Origin of the sequence: Marinobacter sp. SS13-12 (assembly GCF_030227115.1) — a bacterium.
Lineage (GTDB): Bacteria > Pseudomonadota > Gammaproteobacteria > Pseudomonadales > Oleiphilaceae > Marinobacter.
Genome location: NZ_JASSUA010000002.1, coordinates 140,768 through 159,796, shown reverse-complemented (window position 1 = coordinate 159,796; position 19,029 = coordinate 140,768). Strand labels below are relative to the sequence as shown.

At 58.4% G+C, this 19,029-nt stretch carries 17 protein-coding genes; 5 read left to right on the top strand and 12 right to left on the bottom strand.

The features are described from left to right. Window positions 1-38: 38 nt before the first annotated feature. Entirely contained in the window at window positions 39-2,228 is a 2,190-nt protein-coding gene (locus QPL94_RS13715; RefSeq protein WP_285358118.1) for a TRAP transporter permease, read from the bottom strand. Window positions 2,229-2,315: 87 nt separating this feature from the next. Further along, entirely contained in the window at window positions 2,316-3,293 is a 978-nt protein-coding gene (locus QPL94_RS13710) for a TAXI family TRAP transporter solute-binding subunit (RefSeq protein ID WP_285358117.1), read from the bottom strand. A gap of 332 nt (window positions 3,294-3,625) precedes the next feature. Between QPL94_RS13710 and QPL94_RS13705 the strand changes: the two genes are divergently transcribed. Continuing rightward, entirely contained in the window at window positions 3,626-5,287 is a 1,662-nt protein-coding gene (locus QPL94_RS13705) for a sensor domain-containing diguanylate cyclase (RefSeq protein WP_285358115.1), read from the top strand. Between the two features lie 20 nt (window positions 5,288-5,307). Here QPL94_RS13705 and QPL94_RS13700 read toward each other — a convergent pair whose 3' ends face one another. Genes QPL94_RS13700 through QPL94_RS13675 form a run of 6 tightly spaced genes read right to left on the bottom strand, consistent with a single transcriptional unit; the run spans window position 5,308 to window position 9,951 of the window. Beyond that, window positions 5,308-5,733, bottom strand: coding sequence for a secondary thiamine-phosphate synthase enzyme YjbQ (locus tag QPL94_RS13700; RefSeq protein ID WP_285358113.1), 426 nt, complete (start codon window positions 5,731-5,733; stop codon window positions 5,308-5,310). Window positions 5,734-5,747: 14 nt separating this feature from the next. Then, window positions 5,748-6,815 (bottom strand): succinylglutamate desuccinylase/aspartoacylase family protein, encoded by a 1,068-nt coding sequence (locus QPL94_RS13695; RefSeq protein WP_285358112.1) that lies wholly within the window; start codon window positions 6,813-6,815, stop codon window positions 5,748-5,750. Window position 6,816: 1 nt separating this feature from the next. After that, window positions 6,817-7,722, bottom strand: a complete 906-nt coding sequence (gene rimK, locus QPL94_RS13690) for a 30S ribosomal protein S6--L-glutamate ligase (RefSeq protein ID WP_114613449.1) — start codon at window positions 7,720-7,722, stop codon at window positions 6,817-6,819. Further along, a complete protein-coding gene (locus tag QPL94_RS13685) occupies window positions 7,719-8,216 on the bottom strand; it encodes an ATP-dependent zinc protease family protein (protein WP_285358111.1) in 498 nt (165 codons plus the stop codon). Before QPL94_RS13685 ends, rimK begins: the two co-directional genes overlap by 4 nt. After that, window positions 8,197-9,084, bottom strand: coding sequence for a mechanosensitive ion channel family protein (locus QPL94_RS13680; RefSeq protein ID WP_502881548.1), 888 nt, complete (start codon window positions 9,082-9,084; stop codon window positions 8,197-8,199). The genes QPL94_RS13685 and QPL94_RS13680 overlap by 20 nt, the downstream gene beginning before the upstream one ends. Window positions 9,085-9,132: 48 nt before the next feature. Continuing rightward, window positions 9,133-9,951 (bottom strand): DUF432 domain-containing protein, encoded by an 819-nt coding sequence (locus tag QPL94_RS13675; protein WP_285358109.1) that lies wholly within the window; start codon window positions 9,949-9,951, stop codon window positions 9,133-9,135. A 105-nt stretch (window positions 9,952-10,056) separates the two neighbouring features. On the opposite strand from QPL94_RS13675, the gene phrB reads away from it, so the two are divergent. Further along, entirely contained in the window at window positions 10,057-11,457 is a 1,401-nt protein-coding gene (phrB, locus tag QPL94_RS13670; RefSeq protein ID WP_285358107.1) for a deoxyribodipyrimidine photo-lyase, read from the top strand. 113 nt (window positions 11,458-11,570) lie between these two features. Here phrB and QPL94_RS13665 read toward each other — a convergent pair whose 3' ends face one another. The 4 genes from QPL94_RS13665 to hemA are packed head-to-tail and all read right to left on the bottom strand — an operon-like array spanning window position 11,571 to window position 15,534. Continuing rightward, on the bottom strand, window positions 11,571-12,332 hold the full coding sequence (locus QPL94_RS13665; RefSeq protein WP_285358104.1) for a HesA/MoeB/ThiF family protein: 762 nt from the start codon (window positions 12,330-12,332) through the stop codon (window positions 11,571-11,573). Continuing rightward, complete coding sequence (gene prmC / locus QPL94_RS13660) at window positions 12,322-13,170, bottom strand: peptide chain release factor N(5)-glutamine methyltransferase (protein WP_285358102.1); 849 nt, start codon at window positions 13,168-13,170, stop codon at window positions 12,322-12,324. The genes QPL94_RS13665 and prmC overlap by 11 nt, the downstream gene beginning before the upstream one ends. Beyond that, on the bottom strand, window positions 13,163-14,248 hold the full coding sequence (gene prfA, locus QPL94_RS13655) for a peptide chain release factor 1 (RefSeq protein WP_285358100.1): 1,086 nt from the start codon (window positions 14,246-14,248) through the stop codon (window positions 13,163-13,165). Before prfA ends, prmC begins: the two co-directional genes overlap by 8 nt. Then, entirely contained in the window at window positions 14,245-15,534 is a 1,290-nt protein-coding gene (gene hemA / locus QPL94_RS13650) for a glutamyl-tRNA reductase (RefSeq protein WP_285358099.1), read from the bottom strand. The genes prfA and hemA overlap by 4 nt, the downstream gene beginning before the upstream one ends. Before the next feature lie 231 nt (window positions 15,535-15,765). On the opposite strand from hemA, the gene QPL94_RS13645 reads away from it, so the two are divergent. Genes QPL94_RS13645 through ispE form a run of 3 tightly spaced genes read left to right on the top strand, consistent with a single transcriptional unit; the run spans window position 15,766 to window position 19,015 of the window. Continuing rightward, window positions 15,766-17,526 carry a tetratricopeptide repeat protein gene (locus QPL94_RS13645; protein ID WP_285358098.1) on the top strand — a complete coding sequence of 587 codons (1,761 nt, stop codon included), beginning with the start codon at window positions 15,766-15,768 and terminating at the stop codon, window positions 17,524-17,526. Then, complete coding sequence (gene lolB, locus QPL94_RS13640; RefSeq protein WP_285358096.1) at window positions 17,523-18,161, top strand: lipoprotein insertase outer membrane protein LolB; 639 nt, start codon at window positions 17,523-17,525, stop codon at window positions 18,159-18,161. Before QPL94_RS13645 ends, lolB begins: the two co-directional genes overlap by 4 nt. Continuing rightward, window positions 18,158-19,015 carry a 4-(cytidine 5'-diphospho)-2-C-methyl-D-erythritol kinase gene (ispE, locus tag QPL94_RS13635; protein ID WP_285358095.1) on the top strand — a complete coding sequence of 286 codons (858 nt, stop codon included), beginning with the start codon at window positions 18,158-18,160 and terminating at the stop codon, window positions 19,013-19,015. The genes lolB and ispE overlap by 4 nt, the downstream gene beginning before the upstream one ends. The last annotated feature ends 14 nt before the right edge of the window (window positions 19,016-19,029 follow it).

Sequence of the window (19,029 nt, the reverse complement as noted above, 5' to 3'; positions counted from 1 at the left end):
AACCGCACACCGGTGCGATTGACCTGCTTTCTGCGGGATCAGACTGCCATGGGCGCAATGCGCTGTCTGCGCTGGCGCTGGATCAGGAATGAGATTACCGCGAGGGTAACGCCAGTCATATCCGTCCACAGCCCACCTTCGATCATCAGCAGCGCCGCGACAATCAGCATGATACGAACCAGCCAGGGCGCGCTGACCTTGCCGAACCAGCCCAATACGCCACCAGACAGCAGGTACACACCAAAGGTTGCGGTGACCAGGGCGCGGGCGATAACAAACCAGTCCCCGTCCATCAACAGCGCACTGTTGTAGAAGAACATGAACGGTACGATAAATGCCGCGATGCCAATCCTGAACGAAGCCACCGACGTTTCCATGGCATTGGCCCCGGAAATACCGGCCGCCGCATAGGACGCCAGGGCAACCGGAGGCGTGATGGCCGACACCACAGCAAAGTAGAATACAAAGAAGTGCGCTGTGAGCGGGTCAATTCCCAGTTTCACCAGGCCCGGCGCCACGACCGACGCGGCCACCGCATAAGCTGCGGTTGTTGGCATCCCCATGCCTAGCAGGATGGAAATGAACATGGCGAAAACCAGCGCCAGCAGCTGGCTGGCCTCGGCCACATCCAGCAGCAGTACCGAGAACCGGGCACCAACACCGGTGAGTGAAATCACACCCACAATAATACCGGCAGCGGCACACACCACGATAATCTGGATCGCCATCATGGACGCAATATCCAGCGCCCGCAGAATGGAGCGTATCCCCATCCTGTTGGGCGTCAACCAGCTCACCACCGCAGCAGACACCGTAGCCAGCGTACCGGCGCGAATCACCGAATACCCCTGGAACAGGGCATAGATCAGAATGATGATGGGAATGAACAGGTACACCTGCTTGATCAGCTTACGAAGCTTCGGCAGTTCATCCTCACGCATGCCACGCATGCCCATTTTCGCTGCCTCGAAATCCACCATGAAATAGACCGATGCGAAGTACAGGATCGAAGGAATGATCGCCGCAATGGCAATTTCGGTATAGGGTATACCGGTGATTTCCGCCATGATGAAGGCGCCCGCCCCCATGATCGGAGGCATGATTTGTCCGCCGGTCGACGCAGCAGCCTCGACCGCACCGGCGGATTTCTTGGAGTACCCCACCTTTTTCATCAGCGGGATAGTCAGCGAGCCAGTAGAAACCACGTTGCCGGCACTGGTGCCGTTAATCATACCCATCAGACCCGAAGCAAAGATCGACACTTTGGCCGGACCGCCACGGGAACGACCGGCCGTCGCAAAGGCGAAGTTCACGAAGTAATCGCCCACCTTCGACGCCTGCAGGAAAGCGGCAAAAACAATGAACAGGATAATGTAGGTTGAAGAAACCGCTGTGGTGGGCCCCAGAATACCGGCATCGGTATACACCTGACTGAAGAAGCGCTGCACCGACAATCCGGGGTATCCGAGGAAGCCAGGCAGGTAGGGACCGGCAAACACATACACCAGGAACACCAGGCCAATCACCACCAGCGCCAGACCGGCAACCCGGCGGGTCAGCTCCATGATCAGGGCGGTGCCGGCAACGGCGGCGAAAGAAATGCCCACGGGCGCAAACGAGGTGCCCGTGCTCATACGCATATTCGTGTTGTAAGCCACCAGGAAATAGGCCGCGACGGCAATCGAGCACACGATCAGCGCCAGATCGGGTACGCTGAACCGCGAGCGCTCACGCTGGTGGAACCAGCTCAGAACAATACCAATGGCGGTGGCTGCCAGCAGAGGCCAGCCAAAATGCCAGGTTTCCAGCTCCGGCGGAATACGCAGGGCGCCGCCGGCCACTATCTGGCTGAAGGAAAACGTCTGGTAGAGCGCGTAAAGGGCAGGCAACAGGGCAACGCCACCAACCCAGGTGGTCCACTTATGACGTACGCCACCCTCTTCCCGGGTGGCAAACCTGGCACCGGCGTACAGTATAAACCCCAGCACCAGGGCGCCCGCCACGTGGACAATACGATAACTCCAGGTTTCCATCGGAGCAATGTTCAGCGAGATAAGGTGGAATGATGAATAGCCGATCGTCAGCAAGGTAACGAATTTCAGCAACCAGCCATCAAACATTCGTCGATTGGCCTCAACGGGCTCCTCGTCCACGTTGTGGGCAAGAATATGGTCCTCGTCCGACATTACCGTCGGGGTCGAATCCTTGGGGGAGTGTTCGGTGGTCATGATAAGCCCTGTCTACAGAAAAACTGGGCCGGCATTAAGCCGGCCGCCGACGGGGGCCCGGCCGAACCCCCTGACACGCAACGATAGTTACTTGATCTCGCTTTCGGGAATCTCGTAACCATTTTCGTTGAACCAGCGAGCCGCACCCGGATGCCAGGGCAGAACGTTGTTCTTGTCGTAGTTTTCCGGGATCGACGTGCGTGCCGCCTTGTGGATCGACACCATCTGATCGTTGTTCTCCATGGTCAGCTTGGTAATTTCATACACCAGGCTTTCCGGAACGTCACAGTTGGCGATGGCGAAGTTCCACATGGATACCACACGGGAATCTTCTTCCAGGGACTGGTAAGTGCTCGCCGGAATGATGAACTCGGAAACCGGGAAGTTACCAGTGATCTTCTCGGCTTCTGCGTCGGTCATGCCGATGATGTTCACGTCGGTCTGAACTTCCAGCTGGCTGACGGCCGGGATGGGAATGCCGGCAGCGAAGGCAATCACGTCGATCAGGCCATCCTGCAACTGGGTACCCAGGTCTGACCAGCTACCGTTGCGGCGCTCGAAGTTCACCCCCAGGGTTTCCATCATGCGCGGAAAATAGGTATCAGAGGTGGAGCCGGCGGGCCCGAAGCCAATGGTCGCGCCATCGGGAATGTCTGAAATCGAGGTAATGCCAGAATCAGACAGTGCCGTAACGGAGAAGGGCGTCTGGTACATCGGGAAGATGGCGCAGACGTTATCCATGTTCAGACCCGGTGCGAGCGGGCTGTTACCTTCCATGGACTCCCGGGCGGGGCCCATGGTGGTCAGACCGAACTGCAGATCTCCGGTGTGTACCAGCGCCATGTTCTGCATCGGGCCACCGGTGATTTCGGCACCACCAGACACGCCCAGGTTATCGGCAACAAAATTGGCCCACCCGGAACCATACGCAAAGTAGGTTCCGCCCTGGCTGGCAGTACCAACCGTGAAGTTGTCTGGCCAGCCGGACTTGTCCTGTGCAACAACCGGACTGGTAACAGCGAAAGTAGAGGCAAGTGCCAACGCAATTACGGCTTGGGTTTTCATAGAGGGTGCTCCCTGTTTCATTATGTTTGTTGGGTGCTCAACGAAGCACAGCAGGCTTCAGTGACGGGAAGGGAGCAAGGAGCAGACCAGGTTCGGAAACTTTTTTTAAAACAATATCCTATTGAATAAAATGGCATTTCAGAACATCAAAATGGGTAGAAACACACCCATTAAAACCCTGCAATGGGTGGAGATCGGCCAAGACTGTCAAATCTTGTCCAATGCCTTCCATCGGGAAACGTAACTGGTCAAACTATAATCAGGTCAGCCTTGATAGTGAGACTGAACCCAGCCCACTCCGGAACAGCCGCCCGTACGCAAGGCCCAATGCCATGTCGATTTCTGCAAAAACCACCGCATTGATTCTGTTGATGGGGCTTTTGCTTTCGGTGTCAGCCTTTTTTATCCAGCGCAATGTTATCTATCCCGCCTTTCATGATATCGAGGTCGATTACGCCAGGAACAACATTGACCGGGTCGTCCGGCGGCTGGAAGCCCAGCGTGAAACTATCGATTTCACCGTTTACGACTGGTCGGCATGGAATGACACCTATTCGTTCATTCAAACCGGTGATCCGGAGTACATCGAGTCCAATCTGTATCCGGACACCTTTCTGAACTTCGGGTTCGATGTTGCCCTGTTCCTCGACCTTGACGGGCAACCCGTCTGGGGAAGGGTTTTCGACTTTCCACCTGAAGGCGACTACGTCGATCTGTCAGAAAGCTACCTCGATGCGGCTGTCGCAGCCATAGCAGGCTTCAGACAGCGGATTGACACCGAGGCATACATCGATGACCAGAGCACCAGCGGCATTGTCGAGGTGGATGGCATTCCGGTTCTCTTTGCCATGCGCCCGATCGTGAAAAGCGATGGCTCTGGCCCACACCAGGGGTATGTGGTGTTTGGCCAGTTTCTGGATGAAGAGCTGGTCAGCACGCTTTCAGAGCAGATTGTCCTGGAGTTCAGTATCGAACCGGTCCCGGATACCGGGGTTCCGGCCAGCGCGGATACGTACACACTTGAAACCATTGACCGGAGTACACTCTCCGCCTCAAAGATTTACAGCATCGAGGGCACACCTGGCTTGCGGGCAACCGCGATTCTACCGCGCGAAATCACTGAGCTGGGTAAAGAAATCACCTTCTATGGCGTGGCACTGCTCGTGTTCCTGTGCGCCGTTCTCGCAGCAGCTTTGCTGGCACTGTTCCGGTGGATGATCGTGAAGCCGATCATGAGTCTGAAAGCCGATATAGCCAGTATTTCCGATGCCATGGACTACTCCCTTCGGGCCAGCATCAAAAACAACGATGAAATCGGAGCCCTGTCCCGGGAGTTCAATTCCATGCTGGGGGTGATCGAGTCAAACAATACGGAACTGTTGCGGCTGAATGCCGAGCTGACGTCAAAGCATCAAAAGGTGCTTGAAATCCAGAGCGAGCTCCAGAGCGCCAATGCCGAACTGAAACGGTTGTCCGAGCACGACCCTCTTACCGGTCTTTCAAACCGGCTGGCTCTTGAAAAGAAGCTGCAACAGGCGTGGGAAATCCTGAGCCGAACCGGCGACCCTCTCACTGTCATGCTTGCCGACATTGACCATTTCAAACGCTACAATGACCGGTATGGGCACCAGGCGGGAGACGACGCCCTGAAGCAGGTTGCGGCTATTCTGGAGAACGCTGTGCAGCGGAAATCCGACATGGCAGCCCGCTACGGCGGCGAGGAATTCCTGCTGGTGCTTCCGGGAACCGATGTCGATGCCGCCATGGAGATTGCTGCCTTGATACGGGAGCAGATCATCGCGGCCGGAATTGAGCACGATTGCAACCCGGTTGAGCCCTACCTGACCATCAGCATCGGAGTTTCAACGGTGGTACCCCACAGCGACCTTACAATGGAGGACCTTGTCAGTGCGGCCGACAAGGCGCTTTACAAGGTCAAGGAGAGCGGCAGAAACAGTTTCGGGTACGAGCCGGTTGAAACAACAGCCCAATAACGGCCGTTAACACCGGCCCTCTACCAGCGCCCCTGCAACGTGGCCACAATTTTCCGGCCGCCGGCACTATCCCGGTGCTCGCACAGGTAAATGCCCTGCCATGTACCCAGGGCCAGATGGCCATCGTTCACCGGAATAGTGAGCGACGGGCCAACCAGAACACTTTTGATGTGGGCAGGCATATCGTCCGGGCCTTCGGTGGTGTGCTCATAGTGAGGTGCGTTCTGTGGCACCATCACATTGAAATGCCGCTCAAGGTCACCGCGCACGTCCGGATCGGCGTTTTCATTGATGGCCAGGGAGGCAGAGGTATGCTGGATGAACAGGTGCAGCAGCCCTACCTGGCAATTCTGCAACGCAGGCGCCTGGGCCAGGATTTCATTGGTCACCAGGTGAAAGCCCCTGGGCAGGGGCGCCAGTTCAATAAAAGTCTGATCCCAGATCATAGCCCACCTCGTCGTTATCTCTGCCGGTCATCCCAAGGGTGAACGGGAATCATATCGTCGCCCAAGTCCCCCTCGTAGCTGCTGCGGAAATAATCCATGGCCTTTTCCGCCTCGTTGAGTTCATCGAACCGGGCGATGTGATAAATGGCCTCGCCCTCGTTAACCAGCGGCAGGTTGTTCACACAGATCACAATGCCGGAACAGGGTGAGAGCACGGCCGTCTCGGACTCGCCGAACGGGTCGGCAACCATGGCCAGTTTCTGGCCCTTGCGCACCTTCTGCCCCAGGCTTGCCACCGGGCGCATGATGCCGTCTGTGTCGGTACGTACCCATTGCGAGTTGGCGGCGGTTTCCGAGCGTTTTCTCGGCGCCTTAGGGCCCTTCTTGGCGGGAATCATTTCCAGCTCCCGCATCACCCGGATCACACCTTTCACGCCACTGGAGATTACGACATCGTCAAACCGCAGGGCTTCTCCGCCCTCGAAGGTCACCACCGGAATATCCTGGGAATCAGCGTAGGCCCGTAGGCTGCCTTCCCGCAAGCTGGCATTGATGATGATCGGCGCACCGAAGGCTTCCGCCATGCGGATGGTTTCCGGATTCTTCAGCTCTGCGCGAATCTGTGGCAGGTTGAACCGGTGTATGGCCCCCGTGTGCAAGTCAATAATATGGGTAACATTTTCCATGATCTGGGTACGCAAAAGGTAAGCGATGCGCCCTCCCAGAGAGCCTGACTCCGTACCCGGAAAGCAGCGGTTCAGGTCACGGCGGTCCGGCAGGTAGCGGGTACGCTGTACAAATCCGAAGATGTTAACGATCGGCACAGCAACCAGGGTACCCCGCAGATGACGCAAGGCGGAGTTGGTCAGCACCCGGCGCACGATTTCCACACCGTTGATTTCATCCCCGTGAATCGCACCACACACCATCAACACAGGGCCACTGCGGCGGCCATGCACCACTTCAACAGGAACGTGAAGCGGTGTGTGGGTATACAACTTGGCGACCGGTATTTCCACGGTCTGCCGGGTTCCGGCCTTGATCTCATAGCCGGCCATGACGAAGGGGGCCCGAGCGGCCATTTCAGCCCCTCCCCTTGGTGCGGGTTTTCCAGGGCTGCTGATTCTTCTCGGTCCAGTTCATGATCATGCCGGCCACGTTTTTACCGGTGGCATTCTCGATACCTTCAAGGCCCGGCGAGGAGTTGACTTCCATCACCAGCGGGCCGCGGCTGGAGCGCAGCAGATCCACACCGGCCACGTTGAGGCCCATGGACTTGGCCGCAGTAATTGCCGTTCGACGCTCCTCCGGTGTGATGCGAATCAGCGATGCAGTGCCGCCGCGGTGCAGGTTGGACCGGAATTCACCTTCACCACCCTGGCGTTTCATGGCTGCAATCACCTTGTCACCAATGACAAAACAGCGGATATCGGCGCCACCGGCTTCCTTGATGAACTCCTGCACCAGGATGTCTGCTTTCAGGCCCATAAAGGCCTCGATCACGCTTTCAGCCGCCTTGCGGGTTTCCGCCAGTACCACACCAATGCCCTGAGTACCCTGCAGCAACTTGATCACCACCGGTGCACCGCCCACCATTTTCAGCAGTTCCGGCACGTTATCGGGCTTGTTGGCGAACCCGGTCACCGGCATGCCCACACCCTTGCGGGCCAGCAGTTGCAGTGAGCGCAGCTTGTCTCGGGAGCGGGTAATGGCCACGGACTCGTTGACGGGAAAAACCCCCATCATCTCGAATTGGCGCAGCACCGCTGTGCCGTAGAAAGTCACCGAAGCACCGATACGGGGAATCACCACATCGAAGTCTTCCAGTACTTCCTCGTGGTAGTGGATCCTCGGGTCAGCGGAGGTAATATTCATGGAGCAGTGCAGGCAGTCAATCACCTTCACTTCATGGCCCCGGTTAACACCCTCTTCCACCAGACGACGTGTCGAGTAGAGATGACGGTTACGCGACAGAATCGCAATTTTCATTTTTTCGTCCTTAGGGCCGGTTTACCGGCAAGATAGGAGCATTCAGGAAGTACAATGGCGCGACGGGCCATTGCCGTTCGACCAAGCAGCATACGAAAACGCATGGAGTCACGGTTGGTCAAGGTCATTTCAATCGGCCATTCGGTGTCGCCGAGCACGATGCGGGTTTCGATCACCAGCCGAAGCTCCTTGTGACCACCGGAGTCCGACACATTGCGTTCGTCCAGCACCAACGCATCGCATTCCACCACATGATGCAGATCATTCTGGACAGGGTGCACCCAGAAGCGGACCCGACGCTCGCCGCTGTCAGTGTATGGCTCGGTACGAAACGTGTGAAGGCACGAGGTGCGAGCGCCAGTATCCACTTTCGCCTTGATACGGGATATATCGAACTCCGGCAAGGCAACCCATTCACGCCAGCCGAGGGCCAGCTTTCCGTCGGTGTCCGGCGCCTGGCCGGCTTTGGTGGCTTCATCCGTTCTGGTCGGCATCCGGTTCTCCCTTGTTGGTGTCGGTCTGAGGCCGAAGCAGTTCCACCCGGAAAGGCTCGGAGTGACTTCCGGCATAGATACTTGTGTGAGGGAACGGGATTTCAATCCCTTCCTCATCGAGCATTTTCTTGACGGCCACCATCATCTGGCTGCGCCCTTGCAATACCCTGTCGCTAGGCAGCCAGAAAGAAAACTGCATATCTATCGAGGATGGACCAAACCCGGTCACCAGTACAAACGCCTTTGGTTCCTCCAGACTGACACTGCTTTGTCTTGCCAGGTCCAACAATAGATTTTCCACCCGCGCCACATCCTCGGCGTAGGCAATCCCTACAGTCAGGTCCATTCGGCGGATGGGAAAGCGAGAGCGATTGACCACCCGGGTCTTGATCAGCGTTTCGTTGGGGATGCGCACATAGAGGTTGTCCGGCGTACGCAGCTTCACACTCAGCATATCAATGGAAACGACTTCGCCAATGGTGCCCTCCACCTCAATAAAGTTACCGATTTCAAAGGGCTTTTCCACCAGCAGGAACAGACCACTGATCATGTTGGAGGCGGAGGTCTGGGAGGCAAAGCCAATGGCAACGGTCAATATGCCGGCCGCACCCAACACCACATCCAGGGAAAAGCCAGCCTCCCTCAGCGCAGCAAAGAAGAATATGGCCAGTACCAGGTAGAATACCAGCCGTCTTACCATCACGGTGTGGTGACGCGAGGCCCGATCCTCCATGAACCGGGAAATGGCCCGGGCCGCGAAGGAAGCCAGCACGATGCCGAGAACCAGCAAAAACAGGGTGCTGATCCACTTACCCCAGGCAATGGCACCGAAAAACTGCATCAGACTGCTTTCAACCTGCTCAATCAAAAAGGTAACTCCATCTGCGGCATGGGTAACGACAAACAGCTGGATCTGTCAGCCAAATATGCGGTCGTAGGCTCGTACCAGGCCACCCCGAGCGGTCTGCTCCCGGGCGGGAGCCACCAGCTCGCAGTGCCCGGCAGCAGCAATAAGATCATGGTCAACCCGCAGGCGCGCTGAATTCATATCCGTTTCACAGATAACCGTCACACCCGGTGTCCACAGATGGCCCTTTTCATTACGGTGCAGCGACAGCAGAGGGGTTGGCAGATTAAAGCGCTCCAGCAACAGCGGTTCTTGCCGTTCATTGACAATTCTCACGGGCGTGATGGCACGCCATGGGCGTTTGGGCACCGCATCCAGCACCAGCCGCGCGAAAGTGGCAGCAGAGTAGCAAAGCTCCCCTTCCATCGTAGTCCGGCCGACCCAGGTGAGAGACGGATCCGCCAGCGGCAGCTCCATCAGGTGTGTCCCTTTGCTCCCGGCCTGAATTCGCATCCACAGGAGCGTGCCCACGTAGATCGTGCATTCACTGTCGGCGGGAATGGTCAGCGGCTGATAGGGACGAATCACCGTGGCGAGGCTCGACATGGCCGGCAGATAATGAAGCTGGCAACCATCGTCCGGCCGCACAAATCGCTGAACACCCAGTTCGGCATCCGGTAGGGTATCGGTTACCCGCTGCAGCCAGCGTTCCTGATCGTCGTCTTCCGGCATGCGCTGATAACGGATCTGCCATTCCTGCTCCAGCAAGGTTGCCCAAACCCGTGTATGGCAGAGCTCATGGTACTGTGTCTGTCCGGGTTCCAGCGCGTAGTGTACTCCCCATTGGCCATCCTGCATCGTTTGCGGTGTTTCCAGACTCGTTGCCATTCCGGCCCTTTATTGATGAATTCTGCGATTAACTATAATCCAATCAGCACGTTCCGGCGAATATCCATCGTCGTCATCAACCCTCCACCAGATACAGGAAGCACAATGACTCAGCTCGTCTGGTTCCGAAACGACCTGCGCGTGGCCGATAACGCCGCCCTCACTGCCGCCTGCAAACAACAGCAACCGGTACGCGCCTGCTTTATCGTCACCCCGGAGCAGTGGCGAGAGCACGACTGGTCCCCGGCCCGTGTTTGCTTCGTTCTGGACCACGCCAACGCCCTGTCGAAAGAGCTGGCAAAGCTGGGTATTCCGCTATCGTTTATCACCGCAACAACCTTTACGGACAGCACTGAAAAACTCAAAGAATTCTGCCGGCGCGAGAGTATCCGGCATGTTCACTTCAACGAGGAATACGGAGTTAACGAAAGACGCAGGGACAAAGCCCTGAAACAGGCTCTCGGATCCACTGGCACCGGCGTCAAAAAGTACCGGGACCAGACCGTGGCACCCGTTGGCAGCATCCTGACCCAGCAGGAAGAGCCCTACTCTGTCTTCACCCCATTCTCCCGCCGATGGCGTAGCTGGATCGACGCAGCGCAGCCAACCCTGTTTGCCATCCCCGAGCCGGTTGGCGATGTCGTCGAGGCATCCAGCTTTGACGAGACTCCCGAAGGTTTCGAGAGCCTTCCTCCCCGCCTGGTTGAAACCGGCGAAGATGCAGCCCATCGTCAACTGGAGCAATTTCTCGACAGCCGCGCGGGCGACTACAAGAATCTGAGGGACCTGCCTGCGGTGGATGGCACCAGCATGCTTTCGCCCTACCTGGCCAACGGTGTGCTCTCCGGCAGACAATGCCTGATTGCCGCCCGCCAGCATCAGGGCATGGGCGGCAATCAGGAAGGCCTGGCCACCTGGACCAACGAAATCGCCTGGCGGGATTTCTACATCAACATCCTCTACCACTACCCCAGGGTGAGCATGCACCGGGCTTTCAAGCCTGAGACCGAGGCCTTGCAATGGAATTCACCTGACGAGAAGTTTGAGGCCTGGAAGGACGGCAACACCGGCATCCCCATTGTGGATGCGGCCATGCGCCAGCTGAACCAGACCGGCTGGATGCATAACCGCCTGCGGATGATCACCGCCATGTTCCTGGCCAAGAACCTGTTTATCGACTGGCGCCTGGGTGAGGCTTATTTCATGTCGAAACTGGTCGACGGATTCCTGGCCTCAAACAACGGCGGCTGGCAGTGGAGCGCCTCCACCGGCACCGATTCAGCGCCCTACTTCCGCGTCTTCAATCCGGCCACCCAGAGTGAGCGTTTCGACCCCGATGGCGAATTCATCCGTAAATATGTTCCGGAGCTGGCGAAACTGGATAGCAAGCGAATTCATCAGCCTTGGATCTCTGGTGTCATCCCGGGAGGCTACCCGAGACCGATTGTTGACCTCAAGGAAAGCAGAAAAGAGGCGATAGCAAAGTTTCAGGCCCTGAAAAAGTAGGGGGAAACCGGCGGGTAAGCTCGGCCAAAACCGTGCGGAGCCAGGGATGGCGGAGCCCGAGCGTACAGGGACGTATTTACAGCGTGTTTTGGTAGAGCTTACCCGCCGGTTTTCTACTCCCCCGTTCGCCGGCCTGCGCAAACAGGGCACCCCGGATCTCTTGCCAGTTTCATTTCACGCCATTCCATTTGCCAGGCATCGAGGATCAGCAACCGGCCCGTAAGGGTTTTGCCAACGCCGGTGATTACCTTGATGGCTTCCATGGCTTGGGAAGCGCCAATCATGCCAACCAATGGACCAATGACGCCGGCCTCGGAACAGGTAAGGTCTTCATTGCCCTGTTCGGCATACAAACAGTGGTAACAAGGGCTGGCTTCATCACGCACATCGTAAACCGCCAACTGCCCTTCCCCGCGGATAGCCGCGCCAGAAACCAGTGGCACACGGGCCGCGACACAGGCGCGATTGAGGGCGAAACGGGTATTGAAGTTGTCCGTGCAGTCAACCACCAGGCTGGCAGAATCAACCTGACGCTGTAGCTCGTCCCCCTCCAGTCGTTCGGGCAATGCAGTTACTGACACCTCCGGGTTTATACGCCGCACACGATCAGCCAGACGCTCAGCTTTGGACTCGCCAAGATCGGACTGCTCGAATGCTATCTGACGCTGCAGGTTGGCTACCTCTACACTGTCGTCGTCGGCCAGAGTCAGATGGCCAACACCCGCAGCGCCGAGGTAAAGAGCCACCGGGCAACCCAGGCCGCCGGCGCCAACGACCAGAACGCGCGCAGACTTCAGTCTGGCCTGGCCGGCGATGTCGAATCGGGGCATCAGTATTTGCCGGCTGTAGCGCAGCAGTTCTTCATCATTCAGCATGGTGTTTTCTCCCAAGGGCATAGCGATCACGACGGCCGTAATCCTGGCGGGTTTCCACACTGGCGAAGCCTGATTCGGTGTAAAGCCGCCGCACCGCCGCACCCTGCTCATAACCATGTTCCAGCATCAGCCAGCCACCCGGCGAGAGCCAGGCCGGCGCTTCGGCGGTGATCCGCCGGATATCATCCAGGCCATCATTGCCGGCAACAAGGGCCGACGCCGGTTCGAACCGTACGTCTCCTTCGCCCAGATGGTGATCCGTGTCCGCAATGTACGGAGGGTTGGAGACAATCAGATCAAAGCAGCCAGCTGGCAGATCTGCAAACCAGTTGCTCTGCCTCACCGTCACCGGCAGGCCCAGGCGGGTGGCATTTTCCGCGGCCAGTTCTACCGCTTCGGTGATGGCATCGGATGCGGAAACCTGCCAGCCGGGCCGTTCACTGGCCAGCGCCAGCGCGATGGCGCCGGTACCGGTGCCCAGATCGAGCACTTTGGCGTTTTCCGGCAACTCCAGCGCCAAGGCGGCTTCTACCAGGCACTCGGTATCGGGCCGGGGAATGAGTGTGCAGGGGTTAACCTTCAGTGGCAGTGACCAGAATTCCTGTTCGCCCAACAGGTGCGCCACCGGTCGGCCCTCACAGCGTTGCTCCACCAGGGTGCAGAATCGGGCAACCTCGGCAACGTTCACTTGACGCTCAGGCCAGGCCCGGAAGGTGGTCCGGGACCATCCGGTCACGTCACTGAGCAATAATTCGGCATCCAGGCGCGGGGTATCGCCACCGATAACGTCAGCGGCTTGTTTCAGCAGTGCCTCACAGGATAAAGGCGCGTCACTCATCAGCCAGTGAAGCCAGCAAATCGGCCTGATGTTCGTGCTGCAGGGGCACGATAACCGCGTCCAGGTCACCGGACATCACTTCGTCCAGCTTGTACAGGGTCAGGTTGATGCGATGGTCGGTCACCCGGCCCTGAGGAAAATTGTACGTACGAATGCGCTCGGAGCGGTCACCGCTGCCCACCAGGCTCTTGCGGGTGGCCGCCATGGATTTCTGCTGGCGCTCGATTTCCTCGTTCTGGAGACGGGAGGCCAGAAAACTCATGGCCTTGGAGCGGTTCTTGTGCTGGGAGCGTTCTTCCTGACATTCCACCACAATACCGCTGGGGATATGGGTGATACGAATGGCAGAATCGGTCTTGTTCACGTGCTGGCCGCCGGCACCGGAGGCACGGAAGGTATCCACCCTCAGGTCGGATTTGTTGATTTCCACAGCCTCGGCCTCGTCCGCTTCCGGCATCACCGCCACCGTGCAGGCAGAGGTGTGGATACGGCCCTGGGACTCGGTTTCCGGAACCCGTTGCACACGATGGGCGCCGGACTCGAACTTCAGGGCGCCATAGACCGCACTGCCAGCGATACGGGCGATAATTTCCTTGTAGCCACCATGCTCTCCCTCGTTTTCACTGATGACCTCCACCTGCCAACGCTTGCGCTCGGCGTATCGCATGTACATCCTGAACAGGTCACCTGCGAAGATAGCGGCCTCGTCACCACCGGTGCCGGCACGGATTTCCAGGAACACGTTCTTGCCGTCGTTGGGGTCCTTGGGCAGCATCAGGCGCTGCAGCTCTTCGTCCAGTTCCTCGCTTTTCTGTTCCGCAAGGCTCAGCTCCTCTTCCGCCATGGCACGCATGTCAGCATCACCATCGCGGGCCAGCTCTGCCGCTTCACTGATATCTTCGCGGGATTTCTGCCAGGCCTGAAAGCAGTGAACAATGGGCTCAATTTCCGCGAACTCCCGGGAAAGATCCCGGAATTTGTCCTGATTGGCGATAGTGCCCTGATCACTCAACAACGCACTGACTTCCTCGAAGCGGTCGGTGAGCTGCTCAAGGCGTGACTGAATCGATGACTTCATAGTTTTTCCGGGATGATGGGCGCGTCGGCATCCAGCGCATCAAGCTGATGCAGCTCTCGGAGCCATTCGGTGACTTCCGTTCTGCCTTCGGTTGTCGCCTTCCTGACCTGGATGGAAGGTTCGTGGAGCAGCTTGTTGGTCAGCCCCCGGGCCATGCCCCGCAAGACGGTTTCCGGGTCGGCACCATTGCGCAGCGCGCGGATGGCCTTCTCGGTTTCCGCGTCACGCAGGGTTTCTGCGCGCTGACGGAATTGCTTGAGCGTAGACACCGCATCCAGCGCCCGCAGCTGGCTGAGGAACTGTTGTACACCGTCAGTGACCAGGTTTTCTGCTTCCCGGGCCGCCCCTTCGCGGGAGCGTACGTTCTCTTCAATAACCTGACGCAGGTCATCGACGGTATAGAGGTAAACGTCCGCAAGCGAGCTGACTTCCGGCTCTATATCCCTGGGAACCGCGATATCTACCATGAAATAGGGGCGGTGCTTGCGTTTTTTCAGCGCCCGCTCCACAGCGCCCTTGCCCAGAATCGGCAGGGGGCTGGCGGTGGAAGAAATGATGATATCCACGTCGGCCAGGTGGTCGGGAATCTCCGAGAGCAGAATCCCCTTCCCGCCACGGGACTCCGCCAGCGCCTGGGCACGTTCCAGGGTGCGGTTGGCAACAAGAAAATTCGTTACGCCGGCATCCGCCAGATGCCGGGAGACCAGTTCAATGGTCTTGCCGGCACCAATCAGCAGGGCCTTGTTGCGGGACATGTCCGCAAAAATATGGTGCGCCATGCTGACGGCGGCGTAAGCGACAGACACCGGGTTCTCGCCAATGGCAGTCTGGGTGCGTACCCGCTTGGCCACGGAGAAGGTCTGCTCGAACAGGCGCGACAGGAAGGCTCCGCTGGCGTTATGCTCCCGGGCCAGGGCGTAGGCATCCTTGAGCTGCCCCAGGATCTGGGGTTCACCAAGAACCATGGAATCCAGGCCGGCCGCTACCCGCATGATATGGCGCACAGCCTCCGAGTCCCGGTAAATATAAAGCACTTCTTCCAGATCCCCGGCCTCCATGTCATGGAATCCGGCCAGCCAGCGCAGCACGGCGGGCGCACAATCGTCGTCCCCGGCAAGGTAAAGCTCGGTGCGATTGCAGGTGGAAAGGATGGCGGCCTCACTGGCCCCGGTGGTGGCTCGCAGTTCGGCAAAGGCCTCAGCCATGCGCTCGGGAGTGAACGCGACGCGCTCACGCAACTCGACCGGTGCGGTACGATGGTTGATTCCGAGGGTGACCAGTGCCATATCGGGGTTAGACTGCCTTATGCCGGAAGACGGAGAATTAACGGTATTTTAACGGCCAGAGGCCTCTATCGCCACCCAAAACCACAGTGATATCGGGAACTGCTGACAGGTTGGGCAATATCAGGCGCTTGTGCCATCATAGAACCTCGTCTTATTACGCCACATCTGAGACTGCCGCCAGAGTCACTTCCGGCCGATCAGGTGCACTGTACACAGATCATGGGATGTTGCATGCAAAAGTCCGCATTACTGCTTGTTACCTGCCTGTTCGGGCTTTCCCTGTCCGGCTGCGCTTTTCTCCAGGGTGATCAGGAACAGCAACCCGACACGTCGCCGGAAAATACCGAAAACACCGGGCCTTCGGCGGAAAAGAATCAGGAACCGGAAATCCGCTACGCTGATTTCGAGCCTGAAGTGCTCTACCTGCTCCTGTCCGGCGAGATAGCCGCCCAACGCGGGCGCTTTGACGTCACTCTTGTCAATTACATGAAAGCGGCCCAGCAGTCCCGCGACAAGGCAGTGATCGAAAGAACCATGCGCATTGCCCAGTCCCTCAACGCCGACAACGCCCAGAAGAAGCTGGCCACACTGTGGCTGGATGTGGACCCGGACAACATGCAGGCGCACCGGATCTCGGCCATCCAGGCGGTAAAGAACAACGATCTGGAGACTGCCCTGGGGCACATGGAGCGCATCATGGACCTGGGTGGTGATGCAGACTTTGACAGCCTCGCAGCCATGGCGGGCAACCTGCCGCCCGAACAACAGCAGGAGCTGCTCCAGCTCTACCGGCAAATGGAACAACGACACCCGGGCAATGCGGAACTTCAGTACAGCATCGCCCTGCTGTTGAAAGTTACCGGCGAACCCCAGCAGGCCCTGGATAAACTGACTCCCCTGCTGAACGATGAGCCCGACTTCCAGCCCGCCCTGGTTCTTAAAGGAGACCTGCTCTACCAGGCCGGCGAGAAGCGCAAGGCACTCGACCACCTTCTGCGTCACACCCGGCGCTTCCCCGACAACCGCCAGATGGGCACTCTTTATGGCCGCATGCTGATCGGCGAAGGTGAGCTGCAGGCAGCCCAGGACGAATTCAGCCGGCTGGTCAGGCGCTTCCCCAATGTACCCGGCCTACGCCTTTCCCACGCGCTTGTGGCGCTTGAGAACGGCCAGAGCGCCCTGGCAGAGGAAGAACTGACCCGGCTGATCGAACAGGGCCACCATACCGATGAAGCCCATTATTACCTGGGCCGGATTGCCGACGAGGAGGACAACACCGAGCAGGCCATCGGCTTCTACAACAACGTGGAGAAAGGTAATTATTACTTCCCCGCCCTGGCACGGGCGAGCGAACTCATGGCGGAGCAGGGCGATCTTGACGAGGCACTGGCCGCAATACAACAGCTGAGGGAGAACAACCCGGCGCAGGAAGAGAACTTCCACCTGCTGGAAATCAACCTGCTACTGGACAGGGAGGAAAACGAGCAGGCACTGAAGGCGGCCAACAAGGCCCTGGAAGACTACCCGGACAATATTCGCATCCGCTATGCGCGCGCCATGCTGCTGGACTCCATGGGCGATTCGGCGCAGGCGGAGGCAGACCTGAGACAGATCATTGACGAGCAGCCACAGAATGCGGTTGCGCTTAATGCCCTGGGTTACATCATCACTACCCGCTCGAATCGCTACGCGGAAGCCAGGGATTATATTGAGCGGGCGCTGGAAATTGACCCGGAAAACCCTGCCATCCTCGACAGCATGGGCTGGGTACTCTATCAGCAGGGTGACACCGAAAAAGCCCTTGAGTACCTTTCTCGCGCCTGGGAAGCCTATGCCGACCCGGAGGTGGCCGCCCACTTCGGCGAAGTACTCTGGCAGACCGGCGAAGAGGAACAGGCCCGCATCATCTGGGAAGAAGGTTTCGAGCAGGACCCGGATCACCCGATACTGATCGAGACCGTTGAGAGGCTGACCGGAGAGCAATCCCCGTGAGATTTCACGCGATTGCTCTGACGCTCGCCGCCCTGATTCTGGGTGGCTGTACTTCCCTGCAGGTTGACCCGCTGCCCGAAGGCCTGACCGAGCAGCCACCGGCGGACTGGAGCACAACCAGCGCTCAACGCGACCAGTTCCGGCACTGGGAACTGACGGGCAAACTGGCTGTCCGCCAACCCTCGGACAGCGGTACTGCCGTGATCAACTATTGGAAACAGGACCAGGAAGCCTACGAACTGGCTCTGTCCTCGTCCTTCCTCGGCATGGGCCGCACTACCCTTGAGGGCATGCCCGGCTTTATCGAACTCACGCTTCCGGACGGCGAGCGGTACCAGTCCGGCGATCCGGAAGCCCTGGTCAATGCCGCCACCGGCTGGCAACTGCCGATCAACAGCCTGGCCTGGTGGATAAGGGGCCTGCCCGGCCCTGAAGGTGATTTCCGGTTGTTCTTTGACGATCAGGACCGGCTGGCCGTCATCCGCCAGCTGGGCTGGGAAATCCGCTACGACCGCTGGCAAACGTTCATCAACGATTATCCGCCCCTGCCGGCCCGGATCACCGCAGTCAAGGGCAAGAAACGCGTAAGGCTGGTAGTGACCACCTGGCACCAGACGGATGGAGACGGCCGGTGACCCGCCTGGCATTACCCTCCCCGGCAAAGCTGAACCTGTTCCTGCACATCCTTGGTCGCCGGCCCGATGGCTACCACGAACTGCAGACCCTGTTTCAGTTTCTGGATTATGGCGACACGATCACCCTGACGCCCCGCACGGATGACCGGATCGTGCTCGAGCAATCCGTGCCCGGCGTAGCCGACGAAGACAACCTGGTCCTCCGCGCAGCCCGACAACTCGCGGCAACGGCCAACAACCCGGTTGCCGGCGTCAGCATCGCCATCGACAAAATACTGCCCATGGGCGGCGGCCTGGGTGGCGGCAGCTCCAATGCCGCCACCACGCTACTGGGGCTGAATCACCTGTGGGGTCTCGACCGCTCTCTCGACGAGCTGGCCGAGCTTGGACTGGCCCTGGGCGCCGATATCCCGGTATTCGTTCGTGGCCACTCAGCGTGGGGTGAAGGCGTGGGTGAACGGCTTACCGACGCCAACCCTCCGGAAGACTGGTTTGTGGTTATAAAACCACCGTGCGATATAAGCACTAAAGAGATTTTTTCCGAGCAAGGGTTGACAAGGGATACCCCCGGAATCAAAATAGCGCCCGCTTTTGAGGGAGACGCCTCGAGGTACCGAAACGACTGTGAGGATGTAGTTCGAAGACTGTATCCTGAGGTTCATCAAAGCCTGGAGTGGCTTGCACAATTCGGACCTGCAAGATTAACCGGAACCGGGGCTTGCATATTTGGACGTTTCCCGACAGAATCCGCAGCCCGGATTATCTGGGAAAGCAAACCCTCCGGCATCACGGGGTTCGTAGCTCAAGGGGTGAACATTTCACCACTTCACAAAAAGCTGACAGAGCTGAAATGATGCCAAAAAAGCAC

Excerpts from the sequence above, each read along its gene's own strand:
- QPL94_RS13700 (WP_285358113.1), bottom strand. The coding sequence starts at position 5,733 with ATGATCTGGGATCAGACTTTTATTGAACTGGCGCCCCTGCCCAGGGGC.
- rimK (WP_114613449.1), bottom strand. The coding sequence starts at position 7,722 with ATGAAAATTGCGATTCTGTCGCGTAACCGTCATCTCTACTCGACACGT.
- QPL94_RS13685 (WP_285358111.1), bottom strand. The coding sequence starts at position 8,216 with ATGCCGACCAGAACGGATGAAGCCACCAAAGCCGGCCAGGCGCCGGAC.
- phrB (WP_285358107.1), top strand. The coding sequence starts at position 10,057 with ATGACTCAGCTCGTCTGGTTCCGAAACGACCTGCGCGTGGCCGATAAC.
- prfA (WP_285358100.1), bottom strand. The coding sequence starts at position 14,248 with ATGAAGTCATCGATTCAGTCACGCCTTGAGCAGCTCACCGACCGCTTC.
- QPL94_RS13695 (WP_285358112.1), bottom strand. The coding sequence starts at position 6,815 with ATGGCCGCTCGGGCCCCCTTCGTCATGGCCGGCTATGAGATCAAGGCC.
- QPL94_RS13715 (WP_285358118.1), bottom strand. The coding sequence starts at position 2,228 with ATGACCACCGAACACTCCCCCAAGGATTCGACCCCGACGGTAATGTCG.
- QPL94_RS13665 (WP_285358104.1), bottom strand. The coding sequence starts at position 12,332 with ATGCTGAATGATGAAGAACTGCTGCGCTACAGCCGGCAAATACTGATG.
- QPL94_RS13710 (WP_285358117.1), bottom strand. The coding sequence starts at position 3,293 with ATGAAAACCCAAGCCGTAATTGCGTTGGCACTTGCCTCTACTTTCGCT.
- QPL94_RS13675 (WP_285358109.1), bottom strand. The coding sequence starts at position 9,951 with ATGGCAACGAGTCTGGAAACACCGCAAACGATGCAGGATGGCCAATGG.
- prmC (WP_285358102.1), bottom strand. The coding sequence starts at position 13,170 with ATGAGTGACGCGCCTTTATCCTGTGAGGCACTGCTGAAACAAGCCGCT.
- hemA (WP_285358099.1), bottom strand. The coding sequence starts at position 15,534 with ATGGCACTGGTCACCCTCGGAATCAACCATCGTACCGCACCGGTCGAG.
- QPL94_RS13645 (WP_285358098.1), top strand. The coding sequence starts at position 15,766 with ATGCAAAAGTCCGCATTACTGCTTGTTACCTGCCTGTTCGGGCTTTCC.
- QPL94_RS13705 (WP_285358115.1), top strand. The coding sequence starts at position 3,626 with ATGTCGATTTCTGCAAAAACCACCGCATTGATTCTGTTGATGGGGCTT.